Origin of the sequence: Streptomyces sp. RG80 (genome assembly GCF_040446465.1) — a bacterium.
GTDB lineage: Bacteria > Actinomycetota > Actinomycetes > Streptomycetales > Streptomycetaceae > Streptomyces.
The window spans coordinates 528,714-552,042 of sequence record NZ_JBEAAJ010000009.1 but is presented as its reverse complement, the minus strand read 5'-3'; the positions used below and the strand labels follow the sequence as shown (position 1 = coordinate 552,042).

Genomic DNA, 23,329 nt, shown 5'->3' with positions numbered 1-23,329 from the left:
ACGACTGGGTTGATAGGCCGGATCTGGAAGCCCAGTAATGGGTGGAGGTGACCGGTACTAATAGGCCGAGGGCTTGTCCATATTTGCTCGCGTCCACTGTGTTAGTTCTGAGGCAACGACCGTTGCCGGTTTTTTGAGCAGAACGCATAACTACAGAGTGTGCTTGTTCGCTCGAAACCATTAGGGTTTCGGTGGTCATAGCGTGAGGGAAACGCCCGGTTACATTTCGAACCCGGAAGCTAAGCCTTACAGCGCCGATGGTACTGCAGGGGGGACCCTGTGGGAGAGTAGGACGCCGCCGAACAATCTTTGGAAGGACCCCTGGTCCCAGCGTTCAGCTGGGACCAGGGGTCCTTTTGTTTTTACAATGCTTGCAGTACCGAGACAGGAGTCACCCATGTCCACCAACTCTCCCGACGACCGACCGGAGCGCGACCAGCGGCGACGGGACAGTGGTGACCGCAATGACCGCGGTGACCGGGGCGGATACCGCGGCGACCGTGGTGACCGCGGTGGCTTCCGGCGCGACAACGACCGAGGCAACGACCGTGGCGGCGACCGCGGTGGTTACGGCCGGCGTGACGACAACCGCGGCGGTGGCTACGGTCGACGTGATGACCGTCGGGGCGACGACCGCGGTGGCTTCCGACGTGACGACAACCGCAGTGGCGACAACCGCAGTGGCGACAACCGCGGCGGCGACAGCCGAGGCGGTTACGGCCGCCGCGACGACCGGCGTGATGACCGGCGTGAAGGGGACCGTGGTCCTCGTCCGGCGTTCCGTCGGGACGATCGTCCCAGTGGGCCGCGTCGGGACGACCGTGACCGCGGTTTCCGCAGGGACGGTGACCGGCCGGCCTTCCGTCGCGATGACCGTCCCAGCGGGCCGCGTCGGGATGACGACCGTGGTCCTCGCCCGGCCTTCCGGCGTGACGACAACCGGGGCGGCGGCTACGGCCAGCGTGACGACCGCCGGAGCGACGACCGCGGCGGCTTCCGACGCGACGACAACCGAGGCGGCGGATACGAACGCCGCGATGACCGGCGTGACAACGACCGTGGCGGCTTCCGTCGCGATGACAACCGCGGCGGTGGATACGAGCGCCGTGACGACCGACGGGACGATCGCCCGAGTGGGCCGCGTCGGGACGACCGTGACCGCGGGTTCCGCAGGGACGGTGACCGGCCGGCCTTCCGTCGCGATGACCGTCCCAGCGGGCCGCGTCGGGATGACGACCGTGGTCCTCGCCCGGCCTTCCGGCGTGACGACAACCGGGGCGGCGGCTACGGCCAGCGTGACGACCGCCGGAGCGACGACCGCGGCGGCTTCCGACGCGACGACAACCGAGGCGGCGGATACGAACGCCGCGACGACCGACGCGATGACCGCCGTGACAACGACCGCGGTGGCTTCCGCCGCGATGACAACCGCGGTGGCGACAACCGCAGCGGCGACCGTGGTGGATTCCGTGGCCGGGACGACCGGGGTGCCCGTGGGCCCCGTCGCGACGACCGTGGTGGCCGTCCCGGAGGGTTCCGCGGTCGCGACGACCAGCGTGGCGACAGCCGCGGCGGTTACGACCGTCGGGACGACCGGCGTGGTGGCGGCCGGTTCCGTGACGAGCGGGACCGGGACCGGGAGCCGATCAAGCGGCTGCCGATCCCCGAGGACGTCACGGGCGACGAGATCGACAAGGACGTGAAGCAGGAGCTGCAGAGCCTGCCGAAGGGGCTCGCGGAGGACGTCGCCAAGAACCTGGTGATGGTCGCCCGCCTGATCGACGAGGACCCCGAGGGCGCGTACGGCTACTCCAAGGTGGCCCTGCGGCTGGCCTCGCGTGTCGCGGCGGTGCGTGAGGCGGCCGGGTTCGCCGCCTACGCGAACCAGAAGTACAGCGAGGCGCTCGCCGAGTTCCGGGCCGCACGGCGGATGACCGGTGGCGTGGAGCTGTGGCCCCTCATGGCTGACTGCGAGCGTGGGCTCGGGCGACCCGAGAAGACGCTGGACATGGCCGGGGCGCCCGAGGTGAGCAAGCTCGACAAGGCCGGTCAGGTCGAGATGCGGCTGGTCGCGGCCGGTGCGCGGCGTGATCTGGGGCAGTTGGACGCGGCCATCGTGACGCTCCAGAGCCCGGAGCTGGCCTCCAACTCCGTACAGCCGTGGACCGCGCGACTGCGCTACGCCTACGCCGACGCGCTGCTTGCCGCCGGGCGTGAGGGTGAGGCTCGGGAGTGGTTCGCGAAGGCCGTGGAGTCCGACAAGGACGGCAGCACGGACGCGTCGGACCGGCTCGCCGAGATGGACGGTGTCGAGTTCGTCGACGCCATCGACGAGAGCGAGAGCGAGGACGTCTCCGAGGCCGAGGCCGAGGGCGTGAACGCGTCGGCTGAGGAAGGCGACGAGGGCGTCGACGAGTTCGACGAGCTCGACGAAGACGACAAGGACTGACGTACCTACGTAAAAGGGCGGGACCCCGGTCATGGGGTCCCGCCCTTTTGCGTACCTCGATTCAGAGTTCCAGCGCCCGCAGTACCAGGCCCGAGGCCGGCTTCGGGCCGAACGATGTCGACTTGCGGGGCATCGTGACGCCCTGGCGGGCCAGGTCGCGGACGACCTCCTCGCGGACCGGGTGCATGAGGACGGCCGTACCGCCGTCGCGTTCCGCCTTGCGGACCGTGGCGGCCGTGTCGTGGATGTAGGCGATGCGGGTGGGGTCGTTCTCGGGGACGTGCCAGACGTGGTCGAGGAGGGTGGCGTGCAGGACCGTCGCGTCCAGGGTGCGCCAGGCGGCCGGGCGGTCGGTGGGGATCGTACGGGCGAGGAGGTCCGGGGCCGGGCGGTCCAGGAGGTGGAAGGCGCCGTCGCCGGCGAGGAGGAAGGCGTTGCCCGCGCAGGCCGCGTCGGCGAGCGCGTCCAGGGCCTCGGCCAACGGGACGTCCAGGCGCTGTATGCGGAACAGGCCCTCCAGGGGGGCCAGGGCCTCCGCCACCGGCAGGCCGTGCAGGAGGCGGTGGATGGCGCGGACGCGGAGGGGGTAGCGGGCCGTGTCGACGAGGAGGACGAGGCCGTGGTCCCAGGGGCTGGGGGAGGGATGCTCGGCGCGGAGGCGGCGGTAGGTCGCCCAGCGGTGGTGGCCGTCGGCGATCAGAGCCTGGTGGCGGGCCAGGTCGGACTGGATCGCGGTCAGGTCGGCGGGGTCGGTGATCGACCAGAGGCGGTGGCTGTAGCCGTCCTCGGTGGTGGTGGAGAGGAGCGGCTCCTGCTCGGCCGTACGTTCGACGACGCCTGTGGTGTCGGACGCAGAGCCGTCGCCGCGGTAGGTGAGGAGCAGGGGCTCCAGGTTCGCGGAGGTGGCGCGCATCAGGGCCGCGCGGTCGGCGATGACGTGCGGCATGACGTCCTCGTGCGGCAGGACCACGCCCTCGGAGGGATCCGACAGGCGCAGGGTGCCGATGACGCCGCGCTGGAGCATGCCGTCGTCGGCGCGCTGCTCGTAGACATAGAGGCAGGGTTCGGGGTCGGCGGCCAGGACGCCTTCGGCGAGCCAGCGGCGCAGGGTGTCGGCCGCCTGTTCGTTGCGGGCGGCCGGGGTGGTCGCCTGGGGCAGGATCAGCCGGACGATGTTGTGCGGGTCCGCGGACTGGAGGTGGACGACACCGTCGGGGCGTACGACGACGTCGTACGGCGGGGATGTGACGGCCGCCAGGCTGCCGACCCGTTCGGGGTCGTAGCGAAGGCCGCGGAACGGGGTGAGTTCCAGGCCTCGGGGCGCCGTTGCTTCCGAGTGACCTGCGGTGTTCATCCCGGCATCGTACGTGTGTCAGTGGCGTGAGGGATGATCGGGGGAAAGCCGTCCAGTGAGGAGCGATGCGGAATGAGCCAGAGCGTCAGGACGAGGCCCGAGGGCAGTGGCCGGGTACTGAGCGAGGCGTACGACACCGCGCTGCTCGACCTCGACGGTGTCGTGTACGCGGGTGGGAACGCGATCGTGCACGCCGTCGAGTCGCTGGCCACCGCCCGCGCGGGTGGCATGCATCTCGCGTATGTCACCAACAACGCGTTGCGGACGCCGGACACCGTCGCCGAGCATCTGACCGAGCTCGGGATACCGACCGGGGCCGATGACGTCATCACCTCGGCTCAGGCGGTGGCGCGGCTCATCAGCGAGCAGGTGCCGGCGGGGGCGCGGGTGCTGGTGATCGGTGGTGAGGGGCTGCGGGTCGCGTTGCGGGAGCGGGGGCTGGAGCCGGTGGAGTCCGCCGATGACGATCCGGCTGCCGTGGTGCAGGGGTTCGGTGGTCCCGATCTGCCGTGGGGGCGGTTCGCGGAGGCTTCGTACGCCGTCGCGCGCGGGGTGCCGTGGTTCGCGTCCAACACCGATCTGACGATTCCGAGCGGGCGGGGGATCGCGCCGGGCAACGGGGCGGCGGTGGAGGTCGTGCGGATCGCGACCGGTGCCGAGCCGCAGGTCGCGGGGAAGCCGTTGCCTCCGATGCACCGGGAGACGATCCTGCGGACCGGCGCCGAGCGGCCGTTGGTGGTCGGGGACCGGCTGGACACGGACATCGAGGGCGCGTTCAACGGCGAGGTGGACTCGCTGCTGGTGCTGACCGGAGTGACCGACGGCGCCCAGCTGCTGGCCGCGCCGCCGCAGCACCGGCCGACCTATGTCGACGCCGATCTGCGGGGCATGCTCACCGGGCAGCCCGAGGTCGTCGAGGCGAACGGCGGCTTTCGGTGCGGAGGTTGGACGGCGACGGCCGGCAGCGACCGGCTGGAACTGGACGGCGACGGGGAGGCGCTGGACGGACTGCGGGCGCTGTGCGCGGCGGCGTGGACGGCGGCCGGTGCGGGAACGTGCGAGCTGGACGGGGGGAAGGCGCTCGCCCGACTGGGGCTGTGAGGCCTGGCGGGCGGGGCACTTGGCGGTCTTCCTGTGAACCCGTGCAGCGGAATCGTGGCTGGTTCCGAGGGTAGGCTAACCTAACTGCGTGTTGGTCGACAGTCCCCCTGAACAGCGCGCGGAGACCGCCCCCGCGCCCCCGACCCGACAGGCGATACGGGCCCTTGGGCTGCTCGTTTCCGTCGCGATCCTGGTGCTCGTCGCCTTGGCGAGCATCGCGATCGGGGCGAAAGAGCTGTCGATGGGGCAGGTGTGGCACGGCCTGTTCGAGGACTCGGGCACGTACGCGGACGTCGTCGTCGACGAGCGGGTGTGGCGCACGCTGCTCGGCCTGCTGGCCGGTGCCGCACTCGGGCTGTCCGGGGCCGTCCTCCAGGCGCTCACCCGTAATCCGCTGGCCGACCCCGGGTTGCTCGGCATCAACGCGGGGGCGTCCGCGGCGGTCGTCACCGCCATGACGTACTTCGGTGTCACGAGCCTGACCGGCTACGTCTGGTTCGCCTTCCTCGGCGCGGCCGCGGTCGGGGCGCTGGTGTGGTTCCTCGGCGGCAGCCGGGGGGCGACTCCGGTACGGCTCGCGCTCGCCGGTACCGCGATCAGCGCCGCGCTCTACGGCTATCTCCAGGCCGTGATGATCACGAACGAGGCCGCGCTCGGCAAGATGCGCTTCTGGACGGTGGGTTCACTGTCCTCGGCGAGCGAGTCGACCATCCTCCAGGTCCTGCCGTTCCTCGCGGCCGGCACGCTCCTCGCCCTCGCCCTCGCCCGGCCGCTCAACGCCATGGAGATGGGCGACGACACCGCCAAGGCCCTCGGCGCCAACCTCAACCGCACCCGGGCGCTGTCGATGCTCGCGGCCACCGTGCTGTGCGGGGCCGCGACCGCCGCGTGCGGACCGATCGTGTTCGTCGGTCTGATGGTGCCGCACGTCGTGCGCTCCTTCACGGGGCCCGACCTGCGCTGGATCATGCCGTACGCGGCCGTCCTGTCGCCCGTGCTGCTGCTCGGCGCCGATGTCATCGGCCGGATCGTCGCCCGGCCCTCCGAACTTCAGGTCGGTATCGTCACCGCGATCCTCGGTGGCCCGGTCTTCATCTTTCTCGTACGACGGCGGAGGACGGCGCAGCTGTGAAGACCAACCGTGCCATCAGGACGCCGGGCGGCCTCTCGGTCCGTCTCGACGTCCGTGCCCTCACCGTCGTACTCCTGCTGCTGGCCGCCGCGCTCGCCGCGAGTGTCGTGCTGATCGGCACCGGCGACTTCCCCATCTCCGCGGGCGATGTGCTCAAGACGCTGCTCGGGAACGGCAACGCGGGGCAGGAGTTCATCGTCAACGAACTGCGGCTGCCGCGGGTCCTCGTCGGGCTGCTGGTCGGGGCCTCGCTCGGGCTCGGCGGGGCGCTGTTCCAGGCGGTGTCCCGCAATCCGCTGGGCAGTCCGGACATCCTCGGCCTCGGGCAGGGGGCGACGGCCGGGGCGCTCGTGATGATCGTGCTGTTCTCCGGGAGCGCGGCCGAGGTCACCGTCGGGGCGCTGGTGGGCGGTCTGGTGGCCGGGCTCTCCATCTATCTGCTCGCCTGGAAGCAGGGCGTGCACGGATACCGGCTGGTCCTGGTCGGCATCGGTGTGTCCGCGATCCTCACCGCGGTCAACGGCTATCTGCTCACCGTCTCCGACATTGTCGACGCGGCCCGGGCGATGGTCTGGATGACCGGGTCCCTCAGCGGCCGTGACTGGGAGCAGGTGTGGCCGCTGCTCTGGCTGTGCGCCGTCCTCGTACCCCTCGTCCTCGCCAACGCGCGCGGGCTGCGGCTGATGGAGATGGGCGACGACGTGTCGAACGCCCTCGGGGTGCGCGTCGAGCGGGTGCGGGGGCTGCTGATGGTCGCCGCCGTCCTGCTCACCGCGACCGCGACGGCCGCCGCCGGTCCGGTCAGCTTCGTGGCGCTCACCGCGCCGCAGCTCGCCCGGCGGCTGACCCGCGCGCCCGGCCCCAACCTGCTGCCGTCGCTGTGTATGGGCGCAGCCCTGCTGGTCGGCGCCGACTGGATCTCGCAGAAGGTCTTCGGCGCCGACCAGATGCCGGTGGGCGTGGTCACCGGTGTGCTCGGCGGGGTCTATCTGCTGTGGCTGCTGGTCACCGAACGGAAGGCGGGCCGGATATGAGCGCCCGCACCCCTCAGGACCCGCGCGGTTCGGAGAACGAGAACATCCCAAGGAGTACCGTGAACCGCCTCTCCGCCGAGAACGTCACCCTCGCCTACGACCAGCGCGTCATCGCCGAGCAGCTGTCGGTGGAGATCCCCGACAACTCCTTCACGGTGATCGTCGGCCCGAACGCGTGCGGCAAGTCCACGCTGCTGCGGGCGCTGTCGCGGATGCTGAAGCCGAACCAGGGCCGGGTGCTGCTCGACGGGCAGGTCATCCAGTCGATGCCCGCGAAGAAGGTCGCGCGGACCCTGGGTCTGCTGCCGCAGTCGTCCATCGCGCCCGACGGGATCACCGTCGCCGACCTGGTGGGCCGCGGCCGGTACCCGCACCAGGGCATCCTGCGCCAGTGGTCGACCGAGGACGAGCGGGTCGTCCAGGAGTCGATGACCCAGACCGGGGTCGCCGAACTCGCGGACCGGTACGTCGACGAGCTCTCCGGCGGTCAGCGGCAGCGCGTGTGGATCGCGATGGCGCTCGCCCAGCAGACCCCGCTGCTGCTGCTCGACGAGCCCACGACTTACCTGGACATCCAGCACCAGATCGACGTCCTGGACCTGTGCGCCGAGCTGCACGAGGAGCAGGGGCGCACGCTGGTCGCCGTGCTGCACGACCTCAACCACGCCGCCCGGTACGCCACCCACCTGATCGCCCTCAAGGGCGGCAGCGTGATCGCCGAGGGGGCGCCGAACGACATCGTCACGGCCGAGCTGGTGGAGGAGGTCTTCGGGCTGCGCTGCCAGGTCATCGACGACCCCGAGACGGGCACGCCGCTGGTGGTGCCGGCGGCGCGGAAGGCGCGCACGAGCGGCGAGCGGGCACGCGCGCGTGAAGAGGCGCGGGTCGGGGCTAAAGAAGCTTCCTGAGCTGGAACAGGTCGCGCAGGCCGGCTTCGAGCTTGATCCGGCCCGAGCCCCAGGCCTTCGCGAAGTTCAGCTCGCCGTCGACCAGGGCCACCAGGTCGTCGCCCTTCATGGTCAGCCTGATCTGGGCCTTCTCCTTCGGAGCGCCCTGGACGGTGTCCTGGACGACGATCCGGCCGCCGGTCATCCGGCCCACGAAGGTGATGTCGAGGTCGGTGATGCGGCAGCTGACGGACCGGTCCAGGGCCGCCGCCGTGCGGGCGTCCCCCTCGGCGTGCTGCATGGAGTCGGAGAGCTTCTCGAGTGCGGCGCGGCACTCCTCGATCGTGGCCATCGCGATCGACGGTACACCCGCCCTTCGCGGTAGCGTCGGGGCATGAGCGACGCAAGTCCGCAGACGGAGAGCCTCGCGGAGGCCGTGGAGCCGGAGTACGACCCGGCCGCCCCCGCTCCGCTGAACGTGCCCCGCACCCCCACCGGCAACGCCGAGGTCGACGAGCGGATAGAGCGGCTCACCGACGCCGACCACCTCGCCACCGACGGACACGTCGAGGTGTACGAGGATGTACACCGAGGGCTGCGTGACGCGCTCACCGCGCTCGACGCCCGCCCGGGACCTCCGGCGCCCTCACCGCCGTACGGACAACACAGGAGCTGAACCGAACGTGGCAGGAGTCGCACGTCGTCGTCTGGACGCCGAGCTGGTCCGTCGGAAGCTGGCGCGCTCGCGCGAGCACGCCAGCCAGCTGATCGCCGCCGGGCGGGTCAGCGTCGGCAAGACCGTCGCGACCAAGCCCGCCACACAGGTGGAGACCGCGGCGGCGATCGTCGTCACGGACGACGACGGCGATCCCGACTACGTGTCCCGGGGCGGCCACAAGCTCGCCGGCGCGCTGGCCGCGTTCGTGCCGCGGGGGCTCGCCGTCGAGGGGCGACGGGCGCTGGACGCCGGGGCGTCCACCGGTGGGTTCACGGATGTGCTGCTGCGGTCGGGCGCCGCGCACGTCGTCGCCGTGGACGTCGGATACGGCCAACTCGCGTGGACTCTCCAGAGCGATGAACGCGTCACCGTCAAGGACCGTACGAACGTACGCGAGTTGACGCTTGAAGCGATCGATGGGGAACCTGTGGATCTTGTCGTGGGGGATCTGTCCTTCATCCCGCTCGGGCTGGTGCTGCCCGCCCTGGTGCGGTGCGTGAAGCCGGACGCCGACCTGGTGATGATGGTCAAGCCGCAGTTCGAGGTGGGGAAGGAACGGCTGGGCAGCGGGGGAGTCGTACGGAGTCCGCAGCTGCGGGCGGAGACCGTGCGCTCAGTGGCCGAGAAGGCATGGGAACTCGGGCTCGGGGTGAAGGGCGTCACGGCAAGTCCGTTGCCCGGACCCTCGGGGAATGTCGAATACTTTCTGTGGCTGCGTGCCGGGGCGCCCGCCCTGGACTCGGCCGACGTTGACCGTGCGGTGGCGGAGGGGCCTCGTTGACACAGAACCGAGCTCGTACTGTTTTCCTGCTCGCCCACACCGGTCGGCCTGCGGCGATCCGCAGCGCCGAGCTGGTCGTGAAGGGGCTGCTGCGTGAGGGCATCGGCGTGCGGGTCCTGGAGTACGAGGCCGCTGATCTGCCCCTGCCGGAGGAAGTGGAGCTCGTCAAGGAGGCGACTCCGCAGTGCCTGGACGGGTGCGAGCTGCTGATCGTGCTGGGCGGGGACGGGACGCTGCTGCGGGGCGCCGAGTTCGCCCGGGCGTCCGGGGTGCCCATGCTGGGCGTCAACCTGGGGCGCGTCGGGTTCCTCGCCGAGGCCGAGCGGGACGATCTCGACAAGGTCGTCGACCGGGTGGTGACCAAGGCGTACGAGGTCGAGGAGCGGATGACCGTTGATGTGGTGGTCCACAGCAACGGGGACATCGTGCACACCGACTGGGCGCTGAACGAGGCGGCGGTGCAGAAGGCCGGCGCGGAGAAGTTGCTCGAGGTCGTACTGGAGATCGACGGGCGGCCGGTCACCGGGTTCGGGTGTGACGGCATCGTGCTGTCGACGCCTACTGGATCTACCGCCTACGCCTTCTCCGCGGGTGGGCCTGTGGTGTGGCCCGAGGTCGAGGCGTTGCTGATGGTGCCGATCTCCGCGCACGCGCTGTTCGCCAAGCCGTTGGTGACGTCGCCGGATTCCGTGTTGGCTGTGGAGGTTCTGCCGCACATTCCGCCGGGGGTGCTGTGGTGTGACGGGCGGCGGACCGTGGAGTTGCCGCCGGGGGCGCGGGTCGAGGTGCGGCGGGGGGCTGTGCCGGTGCGGCTGGCTCGGTTGCACCATGCGTCCTTCACCGACCGGCTTGTGGCGAAGTTCGCGTTGCCTGTTTCCGGGTGGCGTGGGGCTCCGCATTAGAGCTCGGGTGTTCGAGGAGCGTTGGCGGGTGCGGGTGGTTTGTGGTTGCTCGCGCAGTTCCCCGCGCCCCTTCGGGGCGCTTCCCTCGGCCGGGTGACAAGGGCACCTCGCACTCTCCCAGCCCGACCTCGTAAGGTCTTCACCGTGCTGGAAGAGATGCGGATACGGTCGCTCGGAGTCATCGACGACGCGGTCGTCGAGCTGTCGCCCGGGTTCACCGCTGTCACGGGTGAGACGGGTGCGGGCAAGACCATGGTGGTCACCAGCCTGGGGCTGCTGCTCGGTGGGCGGGCGGACCCGGCGCTCGTGCGGATCGGGGCCGAGAAGGCGGTCGTGGAGGGGCGGATCAGCGTTCCCGCGGGCGCGGCGGTGGCCGTGCGGGCGGAGGAGGCCGGGGCCGAGCTCGACGACGGGGCGTTGCTGATCAGCCGTACCGTTTCCGCCGAGGGGCGGTCGCGGGCGCATGTGGGCGGGCGGAGTGTGCCCGTGGGTGTGCTGGCCGAGCTCGCCGACGAGCTGGTCGCCGTGCACGGGCAGACCGACCAGCAGGGGCTGCTGAAGCTGTCCCGGCAGCGGCAGGCGCTCGACCGGTACGCCGGGGACGCCGTCGCCGTGCCGCTCGCCAAGTACACCGAGGCGTATCGGCGGCTGCGGGCGGTCTCCGTCGAGCTCGACGAGATCACCACGCGCGCGCGTGAGCGGGCCCAGGAAGCCGACATGCTGCGCTACGGCCTCGACGAGATCGCCGGCGTCGAGCCGCGCGCGGGCGAGGACGTGGAGCTGGCGGAGGAGGCGGAGCGGCTCGGACACGCCGAGGCGCTGTCGTCCGCCGCCACGGCCGCCCACGCGGCTCTCGCGGGCAATCCCGAGGACCCCGAGGGCATCGACGCCGCCACGTTCGTCGCGGGCGCCCAGCGGGCCCTGGACGCCGTACGGTCGCACGACCCGGCCCTGGCCGCGCTCGCCGACCGGATCGGGGAGATCGGGATCCTGCTGGGCGATGTGGCGGGGGAGCTGGCGGGGTACGCCGACGATCTCGACGCGGATCCGTTGCGGCTGGCGGCCGTCGAGGAGCGGCGGGCGGCTCTGACCGCGCTCACGCGGAAGTACGGCGAGGATGTCGCCGCAGTGCTGGCCTGGGCCGAGCAGGGGGCCGCGCGCCTGACCGAACTCGACGGCGACGACGAGCGGATCGACGAGCTGACCGCCGAGCGGGACGCGCTGCGGACCGAACTGGGCGGGTTGGCGCAGGCGTTGACCGACGCCCGGGCGGAGGCGGCCTCGCGGTTCGCCGCCGCCGTCACCGCGGAGTTGGCCTCGCTCGCGATGCCGCACGCGCGCGTGTCCTTCGACATCCGGCAGACCGAGGATCCCGAGGGCGTCGAGGTCGACGGACGTACGGTCGCGTACGGGCCGTCCGGCGCCGACGAGGTCGAGCTGCTGCTCGCGCCGCACCCCGGTGCTCCGCCGCGGCCCATCGCCAAGGGCGCCTCCGGTGGTGAGCTGTCCCGCGTGATGCTGGCCGTGGAGGTGGTGTTCGCGGGGACCGACCCCGTGCCGACCTACCTCTTCGACGAGGTCGACGCCGGTGTCGGTGGCAAGGCGGCGGTCGAGATCGGGCGGCGCCTCGCGAAGCTGGCGAAGTCCGCGCAGGTCGTGGTCGTCACCCACCTGCCCCAGGTGGCCGCCTTCGCCGACCGGCAGTTGCTGGTCGAGAAGACCAACGACGGGTCCGTCACCCGCTCCGGTGTGAAGGTGCTCGAAGGTGAGGAGCGGGTACGGGAGTTGTCCCGGATGCTGGCCGGCCAGGAGGACTCGGAGACGGCCCGGGCACACGCGGAGGAGTTGCTGGAGGCGGCTCGGGCGGACGCGTAGGGCTTCGCGAGGTGTTGTGGCTCGGGGCGGGTCGGGATGGCCGGTCTGCGGGAGGTGCGGCTCAGGGTGACCGGATGATCAGCCGCCCCGCCGCCGTGGCTCTCGCCGCTGCCTCCAACCGCCCCGCCGCCCTCGCTCTCGCCGCCGCCCTCACCCGTACCGCCGTCGGCGCCCTCCGGGCCAAGGCGCCCGGTGGCCGTGGCCGTTGGGAGCGGGAGAACTACGCCGGGCGCACTGTCGGGCTGTACGCCGGGCCGGCCACCGCGACCGTCGCCGCGCTTGCCGCCGCCCGCGTCCACCCCGCCGCCGGGCTCGCCGTGGCGGCTGCGGGTGCCTGTGGGGCGTACGACGATGTCGCCGGCGCCCACGACCCCCGCAGGGGCTTCCGCGCGCATCTCTCCGCCCTCCGCGGCGGCGAAGTCACCAGCGGGGCCGTCAAGTTGTTCGGTATCTCGGCCGCCGGGCTTGTCGCCGGGGCGTTCCTCGAGAAGCGGGTCGTCGACAAGGTGCTGGCCGGGGTCGTGATCGCCGGGGCGGCGCACTTCGTCAACCTGGTGGATGTGCGGCCGGGGCGGGCGGCCGGTTCGGTTGTCGCGTTCGGGGTGCCGGGGATGCTGCGCGCGGGGCCCGGCGGCGAGTTGGCGGCCGCGACCGTGGGCGCCGCCGCTGCCGTGCTGCCGGCGGATCTCGGGGAGCGCGGGATGCTCGGCGACACCGGGGCGCACGCCCTGGGCGCGGCTCTGGGAGTCGCCGTCGTCGCGGGCAACGGGCGGGCGGGGCTGCTCGCCCATGCCGTAGCTGTCGTCGCCGCGGCCGGGTACGGGGACCGGGTGAGCGGCATCGCGCGGTCGCTGCCGCGCCGCCGCTCGGGCGCCCCCTGTGACCCTGGTCGCTTCCGGCACGCTCCCGGTGACCCCACCCGTTCCGAATGACCCCGTTCGCTACGAACACGCCCCGTTTCTCACCCGTGTGAGTGACCTGCCGCCTCTCCTCCCAGAACCCCCACACCCCCGGCGTTCCCGGAACACCCGTACGTGCTGGCATCCTTGGCCCATAACGCAGTACGCGTAGGAAGCGCGCGGTCCACCCCTCCGCTCGATACCTTCTGTACGTTTCCTCGTGACCGCCCGACGCCGAACCAGGAGCCCCGGCCACGTGACCCCCGTGAGCAGCCACGCACCGCACGGCCAGCCGGCTCTGCGCACCGTTCAGGTGCTCGGCGGCGGCAACGCCCGCAGCGGTGCTCATGTGCGGTCCCTGGCCTCCGGGCTCGTCGCGAGGGGCGTGAAGGTCACCGTGTGCGCCCCGGTCGAGGCCGATCGTGCCTACGACTTCAGCGGGGCCGGTGCCGAGCATGTGCATGTGCCGCGCAGCAGCGACCCCGGATCCGTCGCCGCGCTGCGGGCGGCCTGCGCGGACGCCGACCTCGTCCACGCGCACGGGCTGCACGCCTCGTTCCGCGCGGTGCTCGCGCTCAGCGGCCGGCGGACACCGCTCGTCGTCACCTGGCACGACCGGGCGCACGCCGAGGGTGCCCGCGCCCATCTGGTGCGTCTGTTGGAGCGGCGGGTCGTGAAGGCCGCCTCCGTGGTGCTCGGCGCCAGTTCGGCCCTCGTCGACCGGGCGCGGACCACGGGGGCACGGGACGCGCGGCTCGCCGCCGTCGCCCTGCCCGGGGTCCGCAAGACCGTCCGGCTGGAGGACCCCGACCGGCTGCGGCCCAAGGTGCGGGCCGAACTCGGGGCGACCGGGCGGCCGTTGCTGATGGCCGTCGGCTCCCTCGACGGCAACCGGGGATACGACACGTTGCTGGACGCCTCGCGCGCCTGGCGGGACCTCGACCCGGTGCCGCTCGTCGTGATCGCGGGGGAGGGGCCGCTGCGTACGGAGTTGCAGCGCCGGATCGAGGAGGAGGAACTGCCGATGCGGCTCATCGGACGGCGCGACGACGTCACCGAGCTGCTCGCCGCCGCCGATCTCGCGCTGCTGCCGAGCAGGTGGGAGTCCCGTTCCGTCCTCGCCCAGGAAGCCCTCCACGCGCGCGTGCCGCTCGTCGCGACCGCCGTCGGCAGCATGCCGGAACTGGTGGGCGACGCCGCCGAACTCGTGCCGTACGGCGACGCGGCGGCCCTCGCCGACACCGTCGTACGCCTGCTCGGCGATCCCTCGCGCTGCGAGGAGCTGCGGGACAAGGGCGTACGACAGGCGGCGACCTGGCCGACGGAGGACGAGACCGTCGCCCAAGTGCTCAGCGTCTACGACGAGTTGACCCAGCCGCGGCCGCTCATCTGAGAGCCTGGGAGGCCTAGGGGACGTGTCGGCGGGCCCGCAGCGCCAGGCTCAACGCCAGTACCGTCTGCGGGTCGTCGAGGTCGGTGCCGAGCAACTCGCCGATCCGGGCGAGACGGTTGTAGAGCGTCTGGCGGTTGAGGTGCAGTTCGCGTGCCGTCTCCGCCTTGCGGCCGGCGTGTGCCAGATACGTCTCCAGGGTGGGCAGCAGCGGCGGCTTGGAGCGGTTGTCGTGGTCACGGACCGGGCCGATCGCGCGGTCCACGAAGGCCGCCAGGTCGGGATGGTCGCGCAGCCGCCACAGCAGCAGGTCGATGTCGAGGCGCCGGGCGTCGTACCAGGGGCGGTCCGACAGGCCCTGCGCGGCGGTCGCCGTCTCGGCCGCGTGCCGCAGCCCCGCGGAGGCGGCCGCCCAGCCGCCCGCGACGCCGACGACCACCACCGGTGGCTGGGCCCCCGCCCGCTGCATCCCGGCCCGCTCCACACCGGCCCGCAGCGCCGCCGCGACCCGGTCCGCGACCGCGGCGCGCTCCGACTCCGAGCGCAGGCCGAGCAGGACCAGGACGCGGCCCTCGACCGGTCGTACCCCGAGGAGCACCGGGACCCCCACCGAGGCGAGCTCCTCGGAGACCGCCCGCGCCAGTACCGCCCAGCCGCCGCCGGGTGACAGGGCGTCGCCGAGCCGCATCACCACGGGCAGCAGCGGGCTGTGGCCCGGCTTGAAGCCCAGGACGCGCGCCTGCGCGGGCGCGTCCTCCGCGGCGATGCGGCCCTCGGCGAGGTCGGTCAGGAAGTCGCCGCGCCCCCGCGCCGCCAGCTCCTCCTCCTGCCGGGCCTGCATCAGCACCACAGCGAGGATGCCCGCGGCCCGCTCGGCCGCCATCCGATGGACCGGGACGAGCGGGGAGCGCACCGGGAGCAGGACCAGGCGGGCCCGTACCGAGCCGGTGCCCGGCCCGCCCCCGGGCACGTCCACCAGGACCGAGCCGGCCGGCGGGGTGTCCTTGTGCAGGCCGCGCAGCCCCTCCCAGACCTGGAGCGGGTCCGCGCCCTCGGGACCCGCGCCGGCGGCGTACAGCAGCTGGCCGTCGGTCGTCTCCAGGAACACCGGGTTGCCGCTGAAGTCGGCCAGGATGCCCAGCACCTGCGGCACCCCGCCGCCGCCCAACAGGGCCTCGGTACAGCGCCGGTGCACCTCCTCGGCCCGCTGGAGCAGGGCGTAGTGCCCGTTGACGATCTCGGTGTGGATCTCCTCCGTCACCGTCACGAACGGCACCTCGCGGTGCAGCTGGACCAGCGGCAGCCCGGTCGTCCGGGCCGTGTCGACGAGGGCCGCGGGCAGCCGGGTGAAGCGCGGGCCCAGCTCGATGACCAGGGCCGCGATACCGCGCTCGGCGAGGGTGCGGACGAACGCCCGCTGTTCGGCCGGGCGGGTGCCGAGCCCGTAGCCCGTGGTCAGCAGCAGCTCGCCGCCCTTGAGCAGGGAGGCGATGTTGGGCACCTCGCCCGCGTGCACCCAGCGCACGGGCCGTTGCAGCCGGTCGGCGCCCGCGAGGATCTCCGGGAGGCCGCTGCGCAGGCCGGGCAGCTCCAGCGCCCGTTGAACCGTGATGCCGGCGCCCTGGCTGTCGAATCCGCTGTCCATGAGCCGGACGCTACCCGCGCGCATGCGTCGGGGACATCTCCGAGCGGTTACGGGGACGATCACCGGGCCCGCGGGCCCGACAATCCGTCGCGCCCGCGGTCGAATTGCATGACCGCGTGTCGCTTGTGGCATGTGTCACCTCACCGACACACTGACGCATCCGGAACCGAAGAGCTGTTTGATGTTCGGAATTCGTTGTCATTAACCATGGATGGGGGCGGGAATGACAGACAAGCCCACGCGAGAGGTGCACCGGCTCAAAGCGAATTCCGTCGGCCTGGTCGGCGTCGTGTTCATGGCGGTCGCCACCGCCGCGCCGATCACCGCGATGACCGGCAACCTGCCCATCGCCGTCGGCTTCGGCAACGGCACGGGCGCGCCCGCGGGCTATCTCTTCGCGACGCTCGTCCTGACGGTGTTCTCCGTCGGCTACGTCGCCATGGCCCGGCGGATCACCGCCGCGGGCGCCTTCTACGGCTACATCTCGCACGGCCTGGGCCGGATCGCCGGGATGGCCTCGGGGATGCTCGCCGTGCTGGCGTACATCGTCTTCGAGGCGTCCATCGTCGGCGTCTTCTCCTACTTCGCGAAGACCACCGTCCACGACCAGCTCGGCGTCGACCTGCCCTGGATCGTCTACGCCGTCGCCATGCTGCTGGTCACCGCGGTGCTGGCGTTCTTCGACATCAACCTGACCGCGAAGGCCCTCGGCGTGATGCTGATCGCCGAGATCGCGGTCCTCTTCGTGGTCGCCACCGCCGTACTCCTGAAGGGCGGCGGCCCCGACGGCATCCCGCTGGAGCCGATCAACCCGAAGAACGCCTTCACCGGCACCTCCGCCGGACTCGGCCTCTTCTTCGCGTTCTGGTCGTGGGTCGGCTTCGAGTCGACCGCCATGTACGGCGAGGAGTCCCGCGACCCGAAGCGGGTGATCCCGCGCGCGACCCTGATCTCGGTGATCGGCGTCGGCATCTTCTACATCTACGTCTCCTGGATGACCATCGCCGGCAACGGCCTCGCCGAATCGGTCGAGGTCTCCTCCTCCGCGAGCCCCCTCGACCTGTTCTTCGACCCCACGCAGTCCTTCATCGGCGCCTGGGCCGTCGACACCTTCCAGTGGCTGCTGATCACCGGCTCGTTCGCCTGCGGCATGGCCTTCCACCAGTGCGCGGCCCGCTACTTGTACGCCATCGGCCGCGAGGGCTTCCTGCACCCGGCCCTGGGCCGTACACACGCCAAGCACGGCTCCCCGCACATCGCGTCCTTCGTCCAGTCGGTCATCGCGGTCGCGCTCGTGGCGGCCTTCTGGCTCACCGGCCAGGACCCCTTCCTGCACCTCTACACCCTGCTCGCGATCCTCGGCACGATGGCGATCCTCATCGTGCAGACCCTGTGCTCCTTCGCCGTCATCGGGTACTTCCGCAAGAACCACCCCGAGGACCGCCACTGGTTCCGCACCTTCACCGCCCCGCTCCTCGGCGGCCTCGGCATGATCGCGGTGGTCGGCCTGCTGGTGACCAACCTCGACACCGCGGCCGGCACGGCGGCCGACTCGCTCTTCTTCAAGGCCATCCCGTGGATCGTCGGCCTGGTCTTCTTCGGCGGCCTCGGCCTCGGCTTCTACCTCAAGGCGAGGCAGCCCGAGCGCTACGCCGTCATCGGCCGGATCGTCCTGGAGGACGCGTCCGAACGCACCGAGGAAGCCCCCGTCAACGTGTGAGGAGCGGACGCCGAGGGCGCTCAGGCCGGCCTGATGTTGTGGTTGTAGCGGAACACGTTGTCCGGGTCGTACTCCCGTTTGAGATCCGCCAGTCGCCGGGCGTTCTCGGCCCCCAGCCCGGCGACCACCCGGTCCGCGCCCTCGTCGCCGATGAAGTTGAGGTAGACCGCGCCCGTGCTCCACGGCTGGGCGTCGGCGCGCACGTCCCGGACCCACTGGACGCATCGCTCGTCGTCCGCCGGGTCCTCCCACAGTCCGAAGGGGTGCACGCCCCACGGCGCGTCCCGGTACGGCACGGGGAACTCGTGCGGGCCGCTGCTGATGGCGCCGCCCTGCGGGAACAGGGCGTGCATGGTGCCCGTCGGCACGGGCAGGGCCTCGCCACGGGCGCAGTAGACGTCCACGAAGTCGTCGGGCGCGCCCGTCAGATACTCCGCCGACCAGTAGTTCCGCATCCCCGGCGGATCGTCGATCATGCACTGCACGTCGGCATACGGCATCGCCCCCACGATCTCGGCCTCGTGCGGCAGTGCCAGCAGCGGCTCGGCCACCTTGCGCATGTCCGCCTCGGAACCGGCGTACGTCAGCAGCACACCGCACAGCAGCGTGCCGACCAGGTGCGGCGGTATGAACTCCTCGGGCGGGCCGGTGAGATAGAGGACGGCGCCGCTCGCCTCGTCCGGGCCGGCCGTGATGACGTCGCGGTAGGTGCGGGTGACCTCACGCCCGAACTCCGGGAGGTAGAACACCATCGCGATGGCGAACGCGGGCAGCTCGTGCAGCTTCAGCGTGAGCGCGGTGGCGATGCCGAAGTTGCCGCCGCCGCCGTGCAGGCCCCAGAACAGCTCGGGGTTGTCGTCGGCGCTCGCATGGACCCGTTCGCCGGCGGCGGTGACCAGTTCGACGCCGAGCAGGTTGTCGACGGCGAGCCCGCACCAGCGGTCCAGCCAGCCGGTGCCGCCGCCCAGCACGAAGCCGCCGACCCCGGTGGTCGAGGCCCGTCCACCGGTGGTGGCGAGACCGTGCGGCTCGCAGGCCCGGTCCAGGTCGCTCATGGTGGCGCCGCCCGCGACCCGTACCGCCTCGGCGGCCGGATCGACGGTGACCGCGCGCAGATGCCGCAGATCGACGACCAGGCCGCCGTCGTTCAGCGCCATGCCCGACACGCTGTGGCCGCCGCCGCGCACCGCGATCGGCAGATCCAGGTCACGGGCGAACCGCACGGCCCGTACGACGTCGTCCTCGGACACGCACTGCGCGATCGCCGCCGGACGGCGGTCGATCATCGCGTTGAAGACGGTCCGGTTCTCGTCATAGCCCGGATCGCCCGGGGCGAACACGTCGCCGACCAGATCCTCGCGCAGCGCGGTGAGGGCCGCGCCCGCCTTCGACGGGGATGCCATGGGGCGCCCCCTTTCGTGCAGGGGCTGTGGTCGATCCCAGCCTAGGCGCGCGCGGCCCAAGTGGCGCGCTCAGCCGCCGTACGCGCCCGACGCGGTCAGTCGCAGCGCGGTGTCGATGAGCGGAACGTGGCTGAACGCCTGCGGGAAGTTGCCGACCTGGCGCTTGAGGTGCGGGTCCCACTCCTCGGCGAGCAGTCCGAGGTCGTTGCGCAGGGCCAGCAGCTTCTCGAAGAGCTTGCGGGCCTCGTCCACCCGGCCGATCATCGCCAGGTCGTCCGCCATCCAGAACGAGCAGGCCAGGAAGGCGCCCTCGTCACCGGGCAGACCGTCGACGCCCTCGCTCTCGCCCTCGGTCGGGTAGCGCAGGATGAACCCGTCCGGCGTGGACAGCTCGCGCTGGATCGCCTCGATGGTGCCGATGACGCGCTTGTCGTCCGGCGGCAGGAAGCCCATCTGTGGGATCAGCAGCAGGGAGGCGTCCAGCTCCTTCGAGCCGTACGACTGCGTGAAGGTGTTGCGCTCCTTGTCGTACCCCTTCTCGCACACGTCCCGGTGGATGTCGTCGCGCAGCTCGCGCCAGCGCTCCAGCGGGCCGTCCGCGTCCCCGGACTCGATGAGCTTGATGGTGCGGTCGACGGCGACCCAGGCCATCACCTTGGAGTGCACGAAGTGGCGGCGCGGGCCGCGCACCTCCCAGATGCCCTCGTCCGGCTCGTCCCAGTGGTCCTCGAGGTAGCGGATGAGCTTGAGCTGGAGCAGGGACGCGTAGTCGTTGCGGGCCAGGCCCGTCATGTGCGCCAGGTGCAGGGCCTCGGTGACCTCGCCGTACACGTCCAGCTGGAGCTGGTGGGCGGCGCCGTTGCCGACCCGGACCGGGGCGGAGTTCTCGTAGCCGGGCAGCCAGTCCAGCTCGGCCTCGCCCAGCTCGCGCTCGCCCGCGATGCCGTACATGATCTGGAGGTTCTCGGGGTCCCCGGCGACCGCGCGCAGCAGCCACTCGCGCCAGGCGCGGGCCTCCTCGCGGTAGCCGGTGCGCAGCAGCGAGGAGAGGGTGATCGCGGCGTCTCGCAGCCAGGTGTAGCGGTAGTCCCAGTTGCGGACGCCGCCGATGTCCTCGGGCAGGGAGGTCGTCGGGGCGGCGACGATCCCGCCCGTCGGGGCGTACGTGAGGGCCTTGAGCGTGATCAGGGAGCGGACGACGGCCTCGCGGTACGGGCCGTGGTACGTACAGTGCTCCACCCAGTCGCGCCAGAACTCCTCGGTGAGCTCCAGCGACTGCTCCGGCTCGGGCAGCGGCGGCGGCTCCTTGTGCGAGGGCTGCCACGAGATGGTGAAGGCGATCCGGTCACCCGGGGCGACCGTGAAGTCGGAGTACGTGGTCAGCGACTTGCCGTAGGTCTCGCACTCGGTGTCGTACCAGACCGAGTCGGGGCCCGCGACGGCCACCGTACGACCGTCGTGCTTGTGCACCCAGGGCACGACCCGGCCGTACGAGAAACGCATCCGCAGGGCGGACCGCATCGGGACGCGACCCGTGACGCCCTCGACGATCCGGATCAGCTGCGGGGCGCCGTCACGCGGGGGCATGAAGTCGGTGACCCGGACCGTGCCGCGCGGGGTGTCCCACTCGGACTCCAGGATCAGAGAGTCGCCGCGGTAGGTGCGCCGGGCCGCGGTGGGCGGCTGGGCGTCGGCCGCGTGCGCGGGGCCCAGTCTCCAGAAGCCGTGTTCCTCGGTGCCCAGCAGACCGGCGAAGATGGCGTGCGAGTCGAAGCGCGGCAGGCACAGCCAGTCCACCGTGCCGTCCCGGCAGACCAAGGCGGCGGTCTGCATGTCTCCGATGAGTGCGTAGTCTTCGATGCGCCCGGCCACGTGCAACTCCAGTCGAACGGCCACGTCACCCCCCGAGGAAAAGGGGGCTGTCGCTAGTGCGGTCAAGGGGTCGTTGTAATGCGTCGTTGAGCGGTGAAGCAAAGCAGCCGATGGGCTGCGAGGCAAAACGCCGATCAATACTCAACGAACTGACGAGCTCTCGTTGTTCCGGTGCTTACGGGCGGGGGTGGTGCCGTGTTGCCGGCCGGGCTCGGCAGCGAATGTCCGAGCAGGATACGACGCACGTAGATGATCTGTGTGCCGCTCCGGGCAACGCGGATGGGCCGATCGGGTGAGCAACGGGTGAGAAACGTGAGACGCGTGCACGACGGTGTCGGCGCGTGCGCGGAGCGTGGCCGGAAGCCATCCCGCCGAGGCGCTGATACCCTGGTAGCCCGTGGACCGGTGGTGGATAAAACCCCCGACCGCAGCGACGGCGACGCCGGAGATCTCCGGTCGTAGCGCCGCCCCGCACCCCAGATCGCGACCACGGGAGCCCCGTCTTGGCCATGCCACCCAAATCCACGACGACCAAGCACATCTTCGTCACCGGGGGTGTCGCCTCCTCTCTCGGCAAGGGCCTGACGGCCTCCAGCCTCGGCATGCTGCTCAAGGCGCGCGGCCTGCGCGTCGTGATGCAGAAGCTCGACCCGTATCTGAACGTGGACCCGGGCACGATGAACCCCTTCCAGCACGGTGAGGTGTTCGTCACCAACGACGGCGCCGAGACCGACCTGGACATCGGACACTACGAGCGTTTCCTGGACCGTGACTTGGACGGCAGCGCCAATGTCACTACAGGCCAGGTCTACTCGACGGTGATCGCCAAGGAGCGGCGGGGCGAGTACCTGGGCGACACCGTGCAGGTCATCCCGCACATCACCAACGAGATCAAGCACCGCATCCGGCGTATGGCGACCGACGAGGTCGACGTGGTCATCACCGAGGTCGGCGGCACGGTCGGCGACATCGAGTCGCTGCCGTTCCTGGAGACGGTCCGCCAGGTCCGGCACGAGGTCGGCCGTGACAACGTCTTCGTGGTCCACATTTCCCTCCTGCCCTACATCGGCCCGTCGGGGGAGCTGAAGACGAAGCCGACCCAGCACTCGGTTGCGGCGCTTCGGAACATCGGTATCCAGCCGGACGCGATCGTGCTGCGCTGCGACCGCGAGGTGCCCACCGCGATCAAGCGCAAGATCTCGCTGATGTGCGACGTCGACGAGTCCGCCGTGGTCGCCTGCCCCGACGCCAAGTCGATCTACGACATCCCCAAGACCGTGCACGGCGAGGGTCTGGACGCCTATGTCGTCCGCAAGCTGGACCTGCCGTTCCGCGACGTGGACTGGACGACCTGGGACGACCTGCTCGACCGCGTCCACAACCCCGACCACGAGATCACCCTCGCCCTGGTCGGCAAGTACATCGACCTGCCCGACGCCTATCTCTCGGTCACCGAGGCGCTGCGCGCGGGCGGCTTCGCCAACAAGGCCCGCGTCAAGATCAAGTGGGTCACCTCCGACGACTGCAAGACCCCGGCCGGCGCCGCCGCGCAGCTCGGTGACGTCGACGGCATCTGCATCCCCGGCGGCTTCGGCGACCGCGGTGTGCTCGGCAAGGTCGGCGCGATCAAGTACGCCCGCGAGAACAAGATCCCGCTGCTCGGCCTCTGCCTGGGCCTGCAGTGCATCGTGATCGAGGCCGCGCGCAACCTGGCCGACATCCCGGACGCCAACTCCACCGAGTTCGACTCCGCCACCTCGCACCCGGTCATCTCCACGATGGCCGAGCAGCTCGACATCGTCGCCGGCGAGGGCGACATGGGCGGCACCATGCGGCTCGGCATGTACCCGGCCAAGCTGGCCGAGGGCTCGATCGTGCGCGAGGTGTACGACGACAAGGAGTACGTCGAGGAGCGGCACCGCCACCGTTACGAGGTGAACAACGCCTACCGCGCGGAACTGGAGAAGAACGCCGGCATCCTGTTCTCCGGCACCTCCCCGGACGGCAAGCTCGTCGAGTACGTCGAGTACCCGCGGGACGTCCACCCCTACCTGGTGGCGACCCAGGCGCACCCCGAGCTGCGCTCGCGTCCGACCAGGCCGCATCCGCTGTTCGCGGGCCTGGTGAAGGCGGCTGTCGAGCGGAAGACGTCCAAGTAGCACAACAG

Annotated in this window: 19 protein-coding genes and 2 rRNA genes; 16 read left to right on the top strand and 5 right to left on the bottom strand. The window is 71.4% G+C overall.

The window, feature by feature from the left end; all coding sequences use genetic code 11:
* The 4 genes from ABKA17_RS32275 to ABKA17_RS32260 form a co-directional block, all read left to right on the top strand.
* Positions 1 to 81: ribosomal RNA gene (locus ABKA17_RS32275) — 23S ribosomal RNA — on the top strand; the annotation flags it as partial.
* Between the two features lie 106 nt (positions 82 to 187).
* Positions 188 to 304: ribosomal RNA gene (gene rrf, locus ABKA17_RS32270) — 5S ribosomal RNA — on the top strand.
* Positions 305 to 464: 160 nt separating this feature from the next.
* On the top strand, positions 465 to 1,703 hold the full coding sequence (locus ABKA17_RS32265) for a hypothetical protein (protein ID WP_502994438.1): 1,239 nt from the start codon (positions 465 to 467) through the stop codon (positions 1,701 to 1,703).
* Complete coding sequence (locus ABKA17_RS32260) at positions 1,700 to 2,449, top strand: hypothetical protein (RefSeq protein WP_353695854.1); 750 nt, start codon at positions 1,700 to 1,702, stop codon at positions 2,447 to 2,449. Before ABKA17_RS32265 ends, ABKA17_RS32260 begins: the two co-directional genes overlap by 4 nt.
* 61 nt (positions 2,450 to 2,510) lie before the next feature.
* Here ABKA17_RS32260 and ABKA17_RS32255 read toward each other — a convergent pair whose 3' ends face one another.
* On the bottom strand, positions 2,511 to 3,803 hold the full coding sequence (locus ABKA17_RS32255; protein WP_353695834.1) for a DUF1015 domain-containing protein: 1,293 nt from the start codon (positions 3,801 to 3,803) through the stop codon (positions 2,511 to 2,513).
* Positions 3,804 to 3,875: 72 nt separating this feature from the next.
* On the opposite strand from ABKA17_RS32255, the gene ABKA17_RS32250 reads away from it, so the two are divergent.
* From ABKA17_RS32250 to ABKA17_RS32235, 4 genes are all read left to right on the top strand, one after another.
* Positions 3,876 to 4,904, top strand: a complete 1,029-nt coding sequence (locus ABKA17_RS32250; protein ID WP_353695833.1) for an HAD hydrolase-like protein — start codon at positions 3,876 to 3,878, stop codon at positions 4,902 to 4,904.
* Positions 4,905 to 4,992: 88 nt separating this feature from the next.
* Positions 4,993 to 6,036, top strand: a complete 1,044-nt coding sequence (locus tag ABKA17_RS32245) for a FecCD family ABC transporter permease (protein ID WP_353695832.1) — start codon at positions 4,993 to 4,995, stop codon at positions 6,034 to 6,036.
* On the top strand, positions 6,033 to 7,070 hold the full coding sequence (locus ABKA17_RS32240) for a FecCD family ABC transporter permease (protein ID WP_353695831.1): 1,038 nt from the start codon (positions 6,033 to 6,035) through the stop codon (positions 7,068 to 7,070). The genes ABKA17_RS32245 and ABKA17_RS32240 overlap by 4 nt, the downstream gene beginning before the upstream one ends.
* Positions 7,067 to 7,978, top strand: a complete 912-nt coding sequence (locus ABKA17_RS32235; protein WP_353695830.1) for an ABC transporter ATP-binding protein — start codon at positions 7,067 to 7,069, stop codon at positions 7,976 to 7,978. The genes ABKA17_RS32240 and ABKA17_RS32235 overlap by 4 nt, the downstream gene beginning before the upstream one ends.
* On the opposite strand, the gene ABKA17_RS32230 is transcribed toward ABKA17_RS32235, so the two are convergent.
* The gene (locus ABKA17_RS32230; protein ID WP_353695829.1) at positions 7,962 to 8,309 is read right to left on the bottom strand and encodes an SCP2 sterol-binding domain-containing protein; all 348 of its coding nucleotides are present in this window, start codon (positions 8,307 to 8,309) and stop codon (positions 7,962 to 7,964) included. The genes ABKA17_RS32235 and ABKA17_RS32230 overlap by 17 nt on opposite strands.
* A 42-nt stretch (positions 8,310 to 8,351) precedes the next feature.
* Here ABKA17_RS32230 and ABKA17_RS32225 point away from each other — a divergent pair, with 42 nt between their 5' ends.
* The 6 genes from ABKA17_RS32225 (at position 8,352) to ABKA17_RS32200 (ending at position 14,525) form a co-directional block, all read left to right on the top strand.
* Complete coding sequence (locus tag ABKA17_RS32225; RefSeq protein WP_353695828.1) at positions 8,352 to 8,633, top strand: hypothetical protein; 282 nt, start codon at positions 8,352 to 8,354, stop codon at positions 8,631 to 8,633.
* A 7-nt stretch (positions 8,634 to 8,640) separates the two neighbouring features.
* Positions 8,641 to 9,456 (top strand): TlyA family RNA methyltransferase, encoded by an 816-nt coding sequence (locus tag ABKA17_RS32220; RefSeq protein ID WP_353695827.1) that lies wholly within the window; start codon positions 8,641 to 8,643, stop codon positions 9,454 to 9,456.
* Positions 9,453 to 10,358 (top strand): NAD kinase, encoded by a 906-nt coding sequence (locus ABKA17_RS32215; protein ID WP_059196707.1) that lies wholly within the window; start codon positions 9,453 to 9,455, stop codon positions 10,356 to 10,358. The genes ABKA17_RS32220 and ABKA17_RS32215 overlap by 4 nt, the downstream gene beginning before the upstream one ends.
* 156 nt (positions 10,359 to 10,514) lie before the next feature.
* Complete coding sequence (gene recN / locus ABKA17_RS32210) at positions 10,515 to 12,233, top strand: DNA repair protein RecN (protein WP_353695853.1); 1,719 nt, start codon at positions 10,515 to 10,517, stop codon at positions 12,231 to 12,233.
* Positions 12,234 to 12,307: 74 nt separating this feature from the next.
* A complete protein-coding gene (locus ABKA17_RS32205; RefSeq protein ID WP_353695826.1) occupies positions 12,308 to 13,165 on the top strand; it encodes a hypothetical protein in 858 nt (285 codons plus the stop codon).
* Positions 13,166 to 13,388: 223 nt separating this feature from the next.
* On the top strand, positions 13,389 to 14,525 hold the full coding sequence (locus ABKA17_RS32200) for a glycosyltransferase family 4 protein (protein WP_353695825.1): 1,137 nt from the start codon (positions 13,389 to 13,391) through the stop codon (positions 14,523 to 14,525).
* A gap of 13 nt (positions 14,526 to 14,538) precedes the next feature.
* Here ABKA17_RS32200 and ABKA17_RS32195 read toward each other — a convergent pair whose 3' ends face one another.
* Positions 14,539 to 16,167: a PucR family transcriptional regulator gene (locus ABKA17_RS32195; RefSeq protein WP_502994436.1), complete on the bottom strand. Its 1,629-nt coding sequence runs from the start codon at positions 16,165 to 16,167 to the stop codon at positions 14,539 to 14,541.
* 223 nt (positions 16,168 to 16,390) lie between these two features.
* Here ABKA17_RS32195 and ABKA17_RS32190 point away from each other — a divergent pair, with 223 nt between their 5' ends.
* Positions 16,391 to 17,887 (top strand): APC family permease, encoded by a 1,497-nt coding sequence (locus ABKA17_RS32190; RefSeq protein ID WP_353695823.1) that lies wholly within the window; start codon positions 16,391 to 16,393, stop codon positions 17,885 to 17,887.
* A 20-nt stretch (positions 17,888 to 17,907) separates the two neighbouring features.
* Here the strand turns inward: ABKA17_RS32190 and ABKA17_RS32185 are convergent, their stop codons facing one another.
* The gene (locus ABKA17_RS32185; RefSeq protein ID WP_353695822.1) at positions 17,908 to 19,290 is read right to left on the bottom strand and encodes an FAD-binding oxidoreductase; all 1,383 of its coding nucleotides are present in this window, start codon (positions 19,288 to 19,290) and stop codon (positions 17,908 to 17,910) included.
* A 69-nt stretch (positions 19,291 to 19,359) separates the two neighbouring features.
* On the bottom strand, positions 19,360 to 21,162 hold the full coding sequence (locus tag ABKA17_RS32180) for a glycoside hydrolase family 15 protein (protein ID WP_353695852.1): 1,803 nt from the start codon (positions 21,160 to 21,162) through the stop codon (positions 19,360 to 19,362).
* A gap of 509 nt (positions 21,163 to 21,671) precedes the next feature.
* Here ABKA17_RS32180 and pyrG point away from each other — a divergent pair.
* On the top strand, positions 21,672 to 23,321 hold the full coding sequence (gene pyrG, locus ABKA17_RS32175; protein ID WP_353695821.1) for a CTP synthase: 1,650 nt from the start codon (positions 21,672 to 21,674) through the stop codon (positions 23,319 to 23,321).
* Positions 23,322 to 23,329 lie beyond the last annotated feature (8 nt).

Bases quoted from the DNA above. Each gene is read 5' to 3' on its own strand.
- ABKA17_RS32265 (WP_502994438.1), top strand. From the start codon at position 465: ATGACCGCGGTGACCGGGGCGGATACCGCGGCGACCGTGGTGACCGCG.
- ABKA17_RS32255 (WP_353695834.1), bottom strand. From the start codon at position 3,803: ATGAACACCGCAGGTCACTCGGAAGCAACGGCGCCCCGAGGCCTGGAA.
- ABKA17_RS32250 (WP_353695833.1), top strand. From the start codon at position 3,876: ATGAGCCAGAGCGTCAGGACGAGGCCCGAGGGCAGTGGCCGGGTACTG.
- ABKA17_RS32235 (WP_353695830.1), top strand. From the start codon at position 7,067: ATGAGCGCCCGCACCCCTCAGGACCCGCGCGGTTCGGAGAACGAGAAC.
- ABKA17_RS32230 (WP_353695829.1), bottom strand. From the start codon at position 8,309: ATGGCCACGATCGAGGAGTGCCGCGCCGCACTCGAGAAGCTCTCCGAC.
- ABKA17_RS32225 (WP_353695828.1), top strand. From the start codon at position 8,352: ATGAGCGACGCAAGTCCGCAGACGGAGAGCCTCGCGGAGGCCGTGGAG.
- recN (WP_353695853.1), top strand. From the start codon at position 10,515: ATGCGGATACGGTCGCTCGGAGTCATCGACGACGCGGTCGTCGAGCTG.
- ABKA17_RS32205 (WP_353695826.1), top strand. From the start codon at position 12,308: ATGATCAGCCGCCCCGCCGCCGTGGCTCTCGCCGCTGCCTCCAACCGC.
- ABKA17_RS32195 (WP_502994436.1), bottom strand. From the start codon at position 16,167: ATGGACAGCGGATTCGACAGCCAGGGCGCCGGCATCACGGTTCAACGG.
- ABKA17_RS32190 (WP_353695823.1), top strand. From the start codon at position 16,391: ATGACAGACAAGCCCACGCGAGAGGTGCACCGGCTCAAAGCGAATTCC.
- ABKA17_RS32185 (WP_353695822.1), bottom strand. From the start codon at position 19,290: ATGGCATCCCCGTCGAAGGCGGGCGCGGCCCTCACCGCGCTGCGCGAG.
- pyrG (WP_353695821.1), top strand. From the start codon at position 21,672: ATGCCACCCAAATCCACGACGACCAAGCACATCTTCGTCACCGGGGGT.